Annotated in this window: 10 protein-coding genes; 6 read left to right on the top strand and 4 right to left on the bottom strand. The window is 43.9% G+C overall.

Annotated features, from left to right (window positions below; translation table 11 throughout):
• Positions 1-316: 316 nt before the first annotated feature.
• The 3 genes from MZ182_RS08595 to MZ182_RS08605 all read left to right on the top strand — a co-directional run bounded on the left by MZ182_RS08595 (position 317) and on the right by MZ182_RS08605 (position 2,648).
• Positions 317-1,258 (top strand): SDR family NAD(P)-dependent oxidoreductase, encoded by a 942-nt coding sequence (locus MZ182_RS08595; protein ID WP_011789587.1) that lies wholly within the window; start codon positions 317-319, stop codon positions 1,256-1,258.
• Between the two features lie 117 nt (positions 1,259-1,375).
• Positions 1,376-2,242: an acyl-CoA thioesterase II gene (gene tesB / locus MZ182_RS08600; RefSeq protein WP_011789586.1), complete on the top strand. Its 867-nt coding sequence runs from the start codon at positions 1,376-1,378 to the stop codon at positions 2,240-2,242.
• 1 nt (position 2,243) lies between these two features.
• A complete protein-coding gene (locus MZ182_RS08605) occupies positions 2,244-2,648 on the top strand; it encodes a YbaY family lipoprotein (protein WP_011789585.1) in 405 nt (134 codons plus the stop codon).
• Between the two features lie 46 nt (positions 2,649-2,694).
• Here the strand turns inward: MZ182_RS08605 and MZ182_RS08610 are convergent, their stop codons facing one another.
• Positions 2,695-3,576: a LysR family transcriptional regulator gene (locus tag MZ182_RS08610; protein ID WP_011789584.1), complete on the bottom strand. Its 882-nt coding sequence runs from the start codon at positions 3,574-3,576 to the stop codon at positions 2,695-2,697.
• A 139-nt stretch (positions 3,577-3,715) separates the two neighbouring features.
• On the opposite strand from MZ182_RS08610, the gene MZ182_RS08615 reads away from it, so the two are divergent.
• Positions 3,716-4,963, top strand: a complete 1,248-nt coding sequence (locus MZ182_RS08615) for an MFS transporter (protein ID WP_248065927.1) — start codon at positions 3,716-3,718, stop codon at positions 4,961-4,963.
• A gap of 134 nt (positions 4,964-5,097) precedes the next feature.
• On the opposite strand, the gene ppx is transcribed toward MZ182_RS08615, so the two are convergent.
• Positions 5,098-6,651, bottom strand: coding sequence for an exopolyphosphatase (ppx, locus tag MZ182_RS08620; protein ID WP_248065926.1), 1,554 nt, complete (start codon positions 6,649-6,651; stop codon positions 5,098-5,100).
• A 43-nt stretch (positions 6,652-6,694) separates the two neighbouring features.
• Positions 6,695-8,857, bottom strand: a complete 2,163-nt coding sequence (gene ppk1 / locus MZ182_RS08625; protein WP_248065925.1) for a polyphosphate kinase 1 — start codon at positions 8,855-8,857, stop codon at positions 6,695-6,697.
• A gap of 439 nt (positions 8,858-9,296) precedes the next feature.
• Here ppk1 and yegD point away from each other — a divergent pair, with 439 nt between their 5' ends.
• Positions 9,297-10,763 carry a molecular chaperone gene (gene yegD / locus MZ182_RS08630; protein ID WP_248065924.1) on the top strand — a complete coding sequence of 489 codons (1,467 nt, stop codon included), beginning with the start codon at positions 9,297-9,299 and terminating at the stop codon, positions 10,761-10,763.
• 31 nt (positions 10,764-10,794) lie between these two features.
• Entirely contained in the window at positions 10,795-11,283 is a 489-nt protein-coding gene (locus tag MZ182_RS08635) for a CreA family protein (RefSeq protein ID WP_011789579.1), read from the top strand.
• Positions 11,284-11,397: 114 nt separating this feature from the next.
• Here MZ182_RS08635 and MZ182_RS08640 read toward each other — a convergent pair whose 3' ends face one another.
• A complete protein-coding gene (locus tag MZ182_RS08640) occupies positions 11,398-12,597 on the bottom strand; it encodes a cystathionine beta-lyase (RefSeq protein WP_248065923.1) in 1,200 nt (399 codons plus the stop codon).
• Positions 12,598-12,756: the final 159 nt, after the last annotated feature.

Here is a 12,756-nt window from a genome sequence, read left to right on the forward strand (position 1 = left end):
TATCTAATAAACGCATTTAACAGAGTTTGAATTGGCGCACATATGTTGACTTATATGGAATGATATTTGTCGCCAAGCTCAAAGAAAATCATAAAAGTCTGTGTTGTTATAGCACAAGGGTTAAATAAGCATTTACCTAAGATTTTATTAATTTAGGTAAATTGTTCAATGCACTCATTAGGTTGTAAACATCAAAGATGCCATGTATACCCAAGTGTTATCTAAAGAGAAGCACTTAGGTATCTATATTGATTTTACATAAGGTCCACACTCCAGATAATGTGAATTTGCATTATATCAATAAGGATACGTTCAGATGCGTTTCGATAAGAAAGTGGCACTGATCACCGGAGCGGGTTCAGGACTTGGCCGAGCTTACGCTATTATGCTGGCAGAGCGGGGTGCAAAAGTCGTACTTATCGATCAACCTACAGTTCACTGTGCTGAAGTCAGTACAGATGCTCAATCTGTTACTCACTCCATCAATGACAACTTGAATCAAACATATGATAGTATTATTAAATTAGGTTGTGATTGCCTCCAGTTTGTCCTCGATGTGAGTGACAAAGCGGCTGTAGATCGTATGGTTGATACCGTCGCGAAAAGCTGGCAACGGATTGATATTTTAATTAATAACGCGGGTATTTATGGGGCGTGTGCCTTTGAAAGGATCACACCAGAACAATGGCAGCGACAGTTAGATGTGGATTTAAATGGCAGTTTTTATTTGACTCAAGCGGTATGGCCATTAATGAAATTGCAAAACTATGGCCGTATTGTGATGACCACAGGAGTATCCGGGTTATTTGGTGATTTACATCAAGTAGGATTTAGTGCAGCCAAAATGGCTCTAGTTGGTATGGTTAACAGTCTGTCTATCGAAGGAGAAATGCACAATATTCGAGTGAACAGCCTATGTCCACAGGCGGTCACAGCAATGACAGAAAAGCATTTGGCAACAGCAATTCAACCCTTATTTTCCTTCGATACCCTGACCGCCACGACCGCTTTTTTAGTCAGCGAACATGCACCCAACGGCCAGCATATTTTGGCGGGGGCAGGGAGTGTCAGCCATGGCATGTTTGCTGAGTTTTTGCCGATGTATTTTTGTGAAGGATTATGCACACCCCATAAATTGGCTCAATGTTGGCATCAAATTTATCAAGCGTTTCCCGTGAGTTTACATGCTTGTGGTGAGGATAAAGTGCTTTCTTGGTCAAAGCTCAGCGCATTAGAGCACGATATTAAAATTGATTAGTGCTGAGTGAACAGCATTTTCGTTTTAGCATTATTTACTCAATGCTGGTCAGCCCTAGTAGAACTGAGTTACCCTTTAGTATTAATGGTTAACTATTCTGTAGGTCAGTAGGATCCCATGAGTCAGGTATTAGACGATCTTTTATCATTACTTTCCCTTGAGCAAATTGAAATTGGCCTCTTTCGTGGTCAAAGCCAAGATCTGGGTTTTGGCCATGTGTTTGGCGGCCAAGTGATGGGGCAGGCCTTAAGTGCTGCTAAACAAACGGTTCCTGTTGAACGTAACGTACATTCTTTGCATTCCTATTTTTTACGTGCGGGCGACGAAAAACTGCCGATTGTTTATGAAGTGGAGAATATGCGCGATGGCGGTAGTTTTAGTGCAAGGCGTGTGAGTGCTATCCAAAAAGGACGCCCTATTTTTCATATGACCTGTTCTTTCCAAGAACCTGAAGAAGGCTTTAGTCATCAAGCAATGATGCCACAGGTTCCTGGCCCTGAAGGTTTATTGAATCAACAAGAACTTGCGATGACGATGCGGGATAAAGTTCCGGCTAAAATGCTGGAAAAGTTTATGGCCGATGCACCAATTGAGATGCGATTGGTCAATCCACTGCACCCTTTTGCGCCTAAAGAAACCGAGCCGTACCGTTATGTTTGGATGAGAGCTAATGGCCCTATGCCAAATGATGCCCATATCCATGAATATTTACTTGCCTATGCTTCCGACTTTAACTTTTTAGTGACGGCAGCGCAGCCCCACGGTGTCTCATTTTTAAGTCCAGGTGTACGAATGGCGACGATAGATCATGCTATTTGGTTCCATCGACAAATCAATATGGGTGAATGGTTGCTTTACAGTATCGATAGTCCTAATGCCAGTGGTGGTAGGGGTTATGTTAGAGGGCAATTTTTTAATCAACAGGGCGAGTTAGTGGCTTCTTCTACTCAAGAAGGTCTTATACGTATGGTAAAGGGAAGTTGATATGGTTATGAAAATCAAGTCGTTTGTAATATGTTCACTGATGGCTATTTTGCTTAATGGTTGTGTGACTGTACAGCCTGAACCACCGGTGATTATTAATGGTGCAGCGGGTTATTTAGAGAAAATTCTCTTGCCTCAAGGTTGTGAAATTACTATTGCCATTATTGATCTTAATACACCAGGGGTTGTGATAGCACAAAAGACCTTTAATATTGCCCGCGCCCCCGTGCCATTTAAATTTTCATTACCCGCGAAGTCTATTGATAAACGAATTCAGTACGGTGTTGTTGCCATGATCAAGTATCAAGATCAGGTTATATTCCAAACCTATGACCGTTATCCTGTGATCAATAATGATAAATATACTACTGAAGTGTTGATGAAAGCCGTTATGGCTAACCGATAAAACTGATAAGTGATTAAGCCCTTTTAGATTTGAAAGGGCTTTTTTATTAGCGATTCTTCATCAGAAACTCGACAAAAGCACGGTCGGCTTGACTGACTGGACGCTGTTTTTTCCACGCAATATGCAGATTTAAAAAGACGGGTGGATCGAAGGGTTTAGCTAAAATATCGTCCTTCGGGCTGATCGCCATTTCCAGCACACTGGTGATACCAAAGCCTTGGGATACAATTTGTTTTATCAAGTTAATCAGATTGGTTTCAAAGGCAATATTGGGCTTTTTTCCTAACACTTTTGCCTGTGACAGTATCCATTCACGGTGAAAATAACCTGTCTTAAACATCACTAATTCATGGTCAAAAAAATCGCTCAAGCTAACAGCATTATGTTCTGCTAATGGATGTTCTGTCCCCATTGCAATCACCATTTGTTCACGGATTAACAGTTGACTGTCAAAATCACTCTGTAGATCTTGGGCGGTAATAATCGCAATATCCACTTCTTCTTGCTGTAACATACGTAGTGCATCGCGGGTGCCGCCTTCAAACAGTGACAGTTTTAGCTCGGGGTATTGATGGCGAAAGGCCATTAACCGCGAGGGTAAATAGAAGGAACCGAGCATACCCGGCACTGCAATACGCACTTCACCCGAGGTGAGATTGGCCATTGCATGGATTTGTGCCTCGGCCTGTTTGATTTGCTTTAGGATAAGCGTGGCATGTTGATGGAGTACTAAACCTTCAGCGGTGAGGGCCAGTAGTTTGTCATTTTTATGGCTAGTACGATTGATTAAGGTAACACCTAGGGATTGCTCAAGACGTTTAATACTCTGACTGAGCGCAGGTTGCGCCATATTGAGTTTTTTAGCCGCGGCAGTAAAGCTGCCAGTGTTAGCAAGGGCGTCTAAATGTTTGAGTTGACGTATATCCATCTATTGGCTCACACAGAGTTATTAATGAAATCTATCTATAACAAAAATCAATAATTACGATACTAATTATCTATTATTGTTATGTTATGCCCAGTGCTAACCTTTGTCTATCCTATGAGTGAGATGTATCGAGGCTAGCGTGCAAGCCGTGTTGGACACTATGATTGACAATAAACAGCGTGATACCCGATTAATGTGGGCCCTGTGCGTGGCCTCCGTTGTGGTGTATATCAATTTGTATTTAATGCAAGGCATGTTGCCCTTAATTGCCGAACACTTTGCGGTATCCGGCTCTAAGGCGACCTTGATCCTCTCCGTCACTAGTTTTTCTTTAGCGTTTTCATTACTTATCTACGCGGTAATATCTGACCGTATTGGCCGGCATGCTCCTATTGTTGTGAGTTTATGGTTATTAGCGCTTTCAAATCTATTGCTAATTTGGACGCCGGATTTTAATGGTTTACTTTTGGTGAGATTGCTGCAAGGTTTTGTATTGGCTGCTGTTCCTGCTATTGCGATGGCCTATTTTAAAGAGCAGTTATCCCCCAGCACTATGCTTAAAGCCGCGGGCATTTACATTATGGCTAACAGTATTGGTGGTATTGTGGGGCGTTTACTGGGAGGAATGATGTCGCAGTTTTTATCTTGGCAAGCATCAATGTGGTTATTGTTTTTAGTGACCTTAGCCGGGGTGGCGTTGACCAGTTATTTATTACCCTCAGGTGCAGATGCTCAAGCGATGTCCCAAGTCCATAAGCCTGAGCGCCTGTCCAAACGTGCACGTTTAATGCAAGACTTTCATGGTTTTAGCTATCATTTAACCGATCCTCAAATGCGTTTAGTCTACGCTATTGGTGGTCTTACTTTTATGATGATGGTCAATCAGTTTAGTTTTATCCAGTTACATTTGATGGCACCGCCCTATGAATGGAGCCGTTTTCAAGCAACCTTGATTTTTCTGTGTTATTCCAGTGGGACTGTCGCGTCATATTTTACCGCAAAATGGTTGGCAAAATTTGGTCAACACAAGCTATATCAATGGTCTTGGGGGTTGATGTTATTGGGCAGTTTACTGACCTTGTTTGATACGACGTTGACGATTTGTGCGGGGTTTTTAATGACGGCCTGTGGGTTCTTTCTGACTCACAGTTGTTGCAATTCCTTTGTAGCAATGCGTGCAAGCCGCGATCGCGCTAAGGCTACCTCACTCTATTTATGTTGTTATTATTTGGGCGCTGCGATGGGTGGCCCATATTTAATGCTGTTTTGGCATGAGGCGATGTGGCGTGGTGTGGTAATGGGATCTTTGACTCTATTAGCCTTGATTGCTTTAGCGATTACGCGTTTGCATTATCATCAGACACATATTAACAGGGTGTTAGTTTAATGATGTCGCTGAGATTGCGTTTGCTGCAGGAGCGATAAGCCGTTGCAATACTAAACGAATGTCGTCCAAAGGCTCGTATGATGCGGCGCTAGTTTTGTAATACGAGCCTTTTTCTTTTGTGAGAATGGCGATGATTATCCCACAGTGTCAGTGGTGATTTCTGGTTCAAGTGAGTGTTTATCGTTGTGGGAGGCGATACTCGACACTAAACGCAGATTTATTCCAAGAGCGGCCATTTGCTTTTGCTCTCGCTGTAAGTCTTTCATAAAAAGGCTTATTTTTCGTTTATGGCTGGGTAGCACTAACATAACGCCATCTGGAATAACTTGAATTTGCTCCAAAATCAATGATTTGGCGATACGGCCAAGATTGAGCAGAACAGCAAGGCGTAATAGACAGAGTAAGCGAATGAGCGTCAATTTATGATTTGGCTCTAATTCAGCAAGCATTAACTCATAGGGTTTTTTACGATGGTTGACAATCAGTCGCGCTAGATCTTGCTGTAATGCCTCACTAAACCCTGGCATATCGCTATTACTGATGATGTAGGCGCCATGTTTATGCAATGCCCTTGAATTTATGTGTAAACCTATCTCATGTAAGGTGGCGGCATAGGCGAGTAATCGAGCATGGGGCCTTAATTGCCATTCATCGGCAACCTGTTCAAACAATGCCATCGCAGTATCTCGTACCTTAATCGCGTGGGGCATATCGATATGGTAAAGCTGGGCAATGCTATCCACAGTGCGGTGGCGTATATCTTGATATTGGCCAATTTTAGCTAACTCATATAACACGCCTTCTCGCAGCGCCCCAGGGCTAAACTCCAACTTTTCAACAGGTAAGCGTCTAAAAAAACTAATTAAAATAGCAAGACCTGCGGAGATTAACGGTGTGCGTTTGTTATCCACATGGGCGAATTGGACATGATCAATGTGCCCAAATCTGATTAATTTCAACTTGAGTTGTTTCAGCCGCGTTAAGGTAATGACTTCATCACCGTGATCTTCTTGAACGGCTTCACATATGGCTTTGACGGTTCCCGAACTGCCCAGCACTAAGTCCCAATGACCGCTGAAGTATTCTTTTGATAAGGAAGCAAACTGCTTATCGGCAGCACTTTGTGCGGCGCGAAAGGAGGCTGGTGTAATATGTCCATTTGGGAAGAAGCGTTCGTTGAAACTGACACAGCCACAGCGCAAGCTGGATAAATGGGTGGGAGTATTTTTCTGTCCAAGCACGACCTCGGTAGAGCCACCACCAATATCGATAACGAGATTACGTTTCCCCAATACTTGGCTTTGGGCAATACCGTTATAAATTAAGCGCGCTTCCTCATGGCCAGAAATGACTTCCACTGGATAGGGCAAAATGGCAAGCGCTGCTTCAATAAACTGCTCACGATTTTTAGCCACCCTAAGGGTATGAGTTGCTACTAAACGCACTTGTGCTTGGTCAAGGTTTGAAAAGCGTTGATTAAAATCACGCAGGCAATTTAGGCCTCGTTCCATCGCCTCTTGGCTTAACATATTTTGTGTATCTAACCCAGTAGCTAGCTGAACTTGTTGTTTTTCTTTGTGTAATATCTGCAAACTGCCATCTTGCTCACGGGCAATAACAAGGTGAAAACTATTTGATCCCATGTCGATGGCGACAAAGTGTCGCGGTTGTGAATGTGTGGCAACCAATCGGATTATCCTTAGGCAATCGAGATGATAATAAAGCCAGTGATTAACTGGCTTTGTCCTGTAATTCTGGTTTTTTCTCTAGGGTAAACTCCCCGGAGGAAGTCGCTTGTGATGCTTCCATCTGGGCGTTAAATTCCTGTTGTTGTCGCTTCTCATAATTAATCAGATATTGATAAATGGCAATTTGAGAACGCACTTTACGTTTATTGCCGCGGTTTCGATAAGGATTACTTTGCTCCTTATTGATTATTCGGGCCTTAGTGTTGTCATTAAACTGTAAAGATAAAATATCCATCACCATTTGTTTTAGGCGCAGATCATAAATAGGTACACTGACTTCAACACGGTTATCAATATTACGGCTCATCCAGTCGGCCGAACAGATAAAGAGCTTATTTTCGCCCCCCGCATGGAACAACATTACGCGGGAATGCTCGAGGAATCTATCCACAATACTGTAAACTTCGATATTGTCGCTGATGCCTGGTATTTGCGGGATCAGCGAGCACATTCCGCGGATTAACAACTTAATTTTTACGCCTGCAGCAGAGGCTTCATAGAGTTTTTGCACTAACGCATCATCGAGTAAGTTATTTAATTTTAAGGTAATAGCTGCCTTAATGTGACTCTGTGCGTTGACGATTTCTTTATCGATTAAGTAGGTGAGCTTTTGTCGTGCATCGTAGGGCGACACGATCAAATGTTGGAAGTTATCTCGGCGATATGGGTGTTCAATCAAGTCAAATACCTGTTCAACTTCACGGGCAATTTCTTGGTTTGCAGTAAACAATGATAAGTCAGTGTAGACCCGCGCTGTGCCTTCGTTAAAGTTGCCAGATCCCACGTGACAGTAGAGTTTGATTTCTCCTTGTTCTTCGCGACCAATTAAACAGAGCTTGGAATGCACTTTTAAACTGGTGATCCCGTGGTGCACTTTTACGCCTGCTTCGGCCAAAATACGAGTCCACTCGATATTGGATTGCTCATCGAACCTTGCCCTAAGTTCAATCACGGCGGTAACTTGTTTGCCATTTTTAACCGCATCGATTAGTGACTGCATCACGTGGGATTTTTTTGCCACTCGATATAAATTAATGCGGATAAAACGCACTGCAGGATCGTAAGCGGCTTGGCGCACCATTTCGGTAAAGTGGGAAAACTTATGGTACGGGTAGTTGAGCATAATATCGCCCATTTTTATCGCATCAAAACTGTTGGCGCAGCGGCCAAATCCTGCGCTATTGAGCGCGGGGAGTTTTTCGTTTTCGAGGTAATCACGGCTAGGATTCGGAAAACCGATAAAGTCTTTAAAACTGTGGTAACGCCCACCGGGAATTAGGCATTCGGTTGAACTGATATTTAGATTCTCTTTGAGCATGACTAACATATGTTCGGGCATTTCTTTGTCATATACCAAGCGCACGGGTTCAGCCGTAAGACGTTTTTTTAAGCCCTTAGTCATTTTTTCAAGCTGAGTTTGCTCTAACTCGTCTGTGATATCAAAATCAGCATCACGGGTAAGTTTCATTGAATAGACTTCAATCGCATCGTATTCGAAGAAGGGGCCAAAAAGTTCATCTACGCAGTGACGGATAATGTTATCGAGTAAAATAAGATACTTTTTCGCTTTACTTTTTTCCGCGGGAAGCTCGAGAAACCGTGGTACATTTTTTGTCGGCACTTCTACTAGGGCATACTGACGGCGGGCTTTGGTGTATAAGCACACACACAGATAGGTTGAATCATCATTGATATGTTTCACCAGATCGCGGTTATTACTGACGATCAGCGGGGCAATATGGCGTTTAAAATGGTCTCTAAAATGTTTTTTAAGCCAATTACTGTGAAACTCACTGAGTTGTTTCTCATTGATTAACAAAATATTACGACGAACGAGTTCTCGCATTAAATCCGTATAAATACTATCGAATCGTTCCTGTAATGCCATCACCTTAGATTGGATTTTGGCCATTAAATGGCGACTATTACTGCGGCCTTCCTGTAAGGCTGAAAGTAAAATAGATCGCCTAACAGCAGCAACGCGCACGCGGAAAAATTCATCCATATTATTGGAAAATATCCCCAAAAAACGTACCCGTTCAACAAGGGGGACATTAGGATCGCAAGCCTCTTGCAATACCCGCTCATTAAAAGATAACCAGGAGAGTTCTTTATCAATCGATAATTTATCGGTATTCGGGGACACTGCACAGCTCCTTTAAGCAAGCGTCATGGCGCACTATACAATAGCATTCATCCGCCGTTGTGCAATCAGATTTACGGCTGACAAGTGAAGGAATTTCAATGATAAATATTGTACAAGCGCCAAAATCGGTCTGGAATTTATCTCGGCTAAAGATACGAGGGAAATATGTCAGATTGATGACGAGTATGACAGAAATATGACCTTAATATGAAAGCCACTTGATTTGCTTTAGAGCCATCGTGTTGGGTTATTTTGATGACATTCCACGGCTTGTGGTATCAACGCAATAAAGGGCTTTGGCATTCGCTCATATACCTTGAATGAAAGCGCACTAAGTACTCATTAATGGGGGGCTCGTGTCGGTATATAAGCTAACTTCTTTGGGATCGACACAAACTATGTTACCTTGCTCGGCTTTTTTATCGCGGGAGTGAAAGGTATGTTTGTCGGATTTGATTATGGGAGTGCCAACTGCGCCGTCGGCATTATGCTAGGCGAGAATGTCCAGTTGTTATCTTTATCAGAGCAGTCAGCGTATTTACCTTCTACGCTCTATGCGATGGATAGAGAGCTTATCGCTGAGGCAGTGTATCGTGGGCTTCCTATTGAATTTAAAGCTGATTATGCCAAAAAACGTGCGGCTCAATTAAGTCGGGCACGTTTAGTGCGCCATGAATTAGATCTTGATACCGATACCCAAGCTGTGTTTGTTGGAGAGCAGGCGATAAGCGCCTATTTAGAGATGCCGGAGGAAGGATTTTATGTCCGTTCGCCAAAATCATTTTTAGGAGCCTCGGGATTAAGGATTGAGCAAATTGCGTTGTTTGAGGATATTGTCACCTTGATGATGCAGCATATTAAAACCCGTGCAGAAGCTGTGTTAATTAAAAAAGGATTAGCTCAAGAGGGCGATGAGTCAATCATTACCCATGCGGTGATAGGTCGTCCAGTAAACTTCCAAGGTATCGGTGGTGAGGAAAGTAATAGACAGGCTGAGGCGATTCTAACTTTAGCGGCAAAACGCGCGGGGTTTATCGATGTGGCCTTTCTCTTTGAACCACTGGCTGCGGGTATGGATTATGAAGCGAGCCTTATCGACAACCAAACCGTGCTGGTGGTTGACGTTGGCGGCGGTACAACGGATTGTTCAGTCGTTAAGATGGGGCCAGCCCATAAAGCGAACCTCGATCGCGCAGCGGATTGTCTTGGTCACAGTGGTCAGCGTATTGGTGGTAACGATCTTGATATCGCCCTTGCCATGCATGCGTTTATGCCGCATTTTGGACTAGGTTCGTTAATGCTTAATGGTAAGCCTATGCCAAGTAACCCATTTTGGAATGCGGTTGCGGTAAATGATATCAGTGCCCAACGTGAATTTAGCACCTTAAGTAGCCGCAAATTGATCGACGAATTAATTAAAGATGCCGAGCAGCCCCATTTACTGCATCGCTTATTAAAAGTGCAGCAACAGCAGTTAAGCTATCAGTTAGTTCGCCAAGCGGAGCGTGCTAAAATTGGACTGTCGGACACCGAGCATACTGATATTAATCTGGATTTTGTCGATGCGGCATTACAGGTTGGGGTCAGTCGTAAATTGTTTGAAAATGCCATCGAACCCTCATTAACGAAAGTGGAAGCCCTGATGCACCAAGCGCTTGCGCAAGCCGCAAAAACCTTGGTAGCAACAAATGTCGCAGTAGACGGTCCAGAACCAGAGGATTTATCCGCTGAAGCTGAATGTAAACCCGATGTGATTTACGTGACGGGCGGGACTGCACGAAGTCCTGCCATTTATGCGAAAATTGCTGGCATTTATCCCGATATTCCCGTGGTGGTCGGCGATCACTTTGGCTCTGTGACAGCAGGACTTACTCGCTGGGCGCAAAAGCTATTTGCTAAGCACTAACCTATAAGCAATAACATAAAAGGATGTATAAATGAAAACTCTGTTGAAGTGTGCGTTTGTAGCCACTGTGGGTCTATTGCTCGCGGGTTGTGGTGACGATGTGGGTAAGGTGAGCCTTGGGCTTTTCACCACAAAGGATGTGATTATCGATGCTAAGCAGGATCCTAAAATTCCGGGGGTGACCTGTCATATTAGTCGTATCGAAGCCAATTTAGATTTTGCCGATCCATCAGATATGAGCATTAGTTGCCGCCAGACTGGGCCTATTACTCGTGCCGATCTTGCTAACATTGATATGGGAAAACACGGTGAAGTCATCTTCACTGAGTCCTTGAGTATTTTATTTAAGTCATTAAAAGTGCGCAGAATTTATGATGCACAAAACCAGACACTGCTGTATTTATCTTATTCAACAAAAGAGACTAACGGCAGCCATAAGCATGCGCTCTCAACTGTGCCGCTTTATGGTTCACAGGCTTGGGTTGACCCTGTACTAAATGTAGGCACTAAAGCTAATTAATTGCAGCAAAGTGAATAGCTTAGATCTTCTGTTGCATAAGCATAAAAAGGGGCGGAACTTTCATTCCGCCCCTTTTGTTTTATGCCGCTAGCATCGAGCGCCTAAGCGACATAGTTACTTCGCTTTAGCTGTCAGAACGGCGTTAAAGCGTTCAAATCCAGCACTGAGATCGGCGATTAAATCGGCGGGATCTTCTAAACCAATATGCAAACGGATTAAGGGTTTACTCGGATCCCATTTCGTTGCCGAGCGGATCCTGTCAATACCGAAAATCCCTAAAATTAGACTCTCGTAGCCCCCCCAAGAAAAGCCCATTTTAAAGTGGCTCATATTTTCCACCAGCGCGGTGACCGCATCGGCATCACCTCGCTTTAATACAAAGGAAAACAAACCGTTTGAGGCACTAAAGTCGCGTTTAAAGAACTCATGCCCAGGGCATGTATCAAACGCGGGGTGACGCAGATGATCCACTTCTGGGCGGGTTTTCAACCAATTAGCGACTTGCATTGCATTTTTTTCATGCTGCGCCATACGCACGCCTAAGGTGCGCAGGCCGCGCGCGGCAAGGTATACATCATCTGGCGAGGTAGTTTGCCCCATCAAATAGCTGTGTTCACGCAGTTGCGGCCAGTATTTTTCGTTAGCGGTGGCGGTGCCTATCATCACATCCGAGTGACCGACAATATATTTAGTGGCCGCTTGAATGGAAATATCGACTCCCATTTCGAAAGGTTTGCTGTTGATGGGCGAGGCCCAAGTGTTGTCTAGTATAGTGACAAGCCCATGTTCGTGGGCGATACGGCACAAAGTTGGCACATCTTGCACTTCCATGGTGATAGAGCCCGGAGACTCTAAAAACAGCACCTTAGTATTGGGACGAATAAGGTCGCTAATGCCCGCGCCAATCAAGGGATCGTAGTAAGTGGTTTCAATACCAAAGCCCGCGAGAATATGCGTACACAGATCCCGCGTGGGTTCATACACGCTATCGACCATCAACAAATGATCGCCCGTTTTTAAAAATGACAGTAGTGCGGCACTGATCGCTGCCGCGCCTGAAGGGTAGAGCGCAGTACCGACCCCGCCTTCTAATTGGGCAATCGCAGCTTGAAAGGCAAAATGGGTTGGGGTGCCACGGCGGCCGTAAAACATCTCGCCATTGGTTTTATTTTTTGCGGCGTGGCGCATGTCTTCCATGGTATCGAAGACGATAGTCGAAGCGCGAAATACGGGTGGATTAATCACACCTTTAGTCCATTTTTTGTCTCGACCTAAGCTGACGATTTGGGTGGCTTGACGATGTTTGTCTGTCATAGAAGCATTACCTTGGCATGTAGGTTGGATCAGTAGGCTGAATCAGTAGGTTGGGCAAATTTTTACTCATCCCTTGTTATGGCGGTCATCTTAGCATTTACTCTGACAAATGGCAGAGACGAAGTGATGAGTTTGGCTCATGTTCTTCGCTCCTGTGCC

The sequence above is a fragment of the Shewanella sp. JNE2 genome (genome assembly GCF_023159115.1).
Taxonomy (GTDB): domain Bacteria; phylum Pseudomonadota; class Gammaproteobacteria; order Enterobacterales; family Shewanellaceae; genus Shewanella; species Shewanella putrefaciens.

Excerpts from the sequence above, each read along its gene's own strand:
- MZ182_RS08635 (WP_011789579.1), top strand. The coding sequence starts at position 10,795 with ATGAAAACTCTGTTGAAGTGTGCGTTTGTAGCCACTGTGGGTCTATTG.
- yegD (WP_248065924.1), top strand. The coding sequence starts at position 9,297 with ATGTTTGTCGGATTTGATTATGGGAGTGCCAACTGCGCCGTCGGCATT.
- MZ182_RS08595 (WP_011789587.1), top strand. The coding sequence starts at position 317 with ATGCGTTTCGATAAGAAAGTGGCACTGATCACCGGAGCGGGTTCAGGA.
- MZ182_RS08605 (WP_011789585.1), top strand. The coding sequence starts at position 2,244 with ATGGTTATGAAAATCAAGTCGTTTGTAATATGTTCACTGATGGCTATT.
- MZ182_RS08610 (WP_011789584.1), bottom strand. The coding sequence starts at position 3,576 with ATGGATATACGTCAACTCAAACATTTAGACGCCCTTGCTAACACTGGC.
- tesB (WP_011789586.1), top strand. The coding sequence starts at position 1,376 with ATGAGTCAGGTATTAGACGATCTTTTATCATTACTTTCCCTTGAGCAA.
- MZ182_RS08640 (WP_248065923.1), bottom strand. The coding sequence starts at position 12,597 with ATGACAGACAAACATCGTCAAGCCACCCAAATCGTCAGCTTAGGTCGA.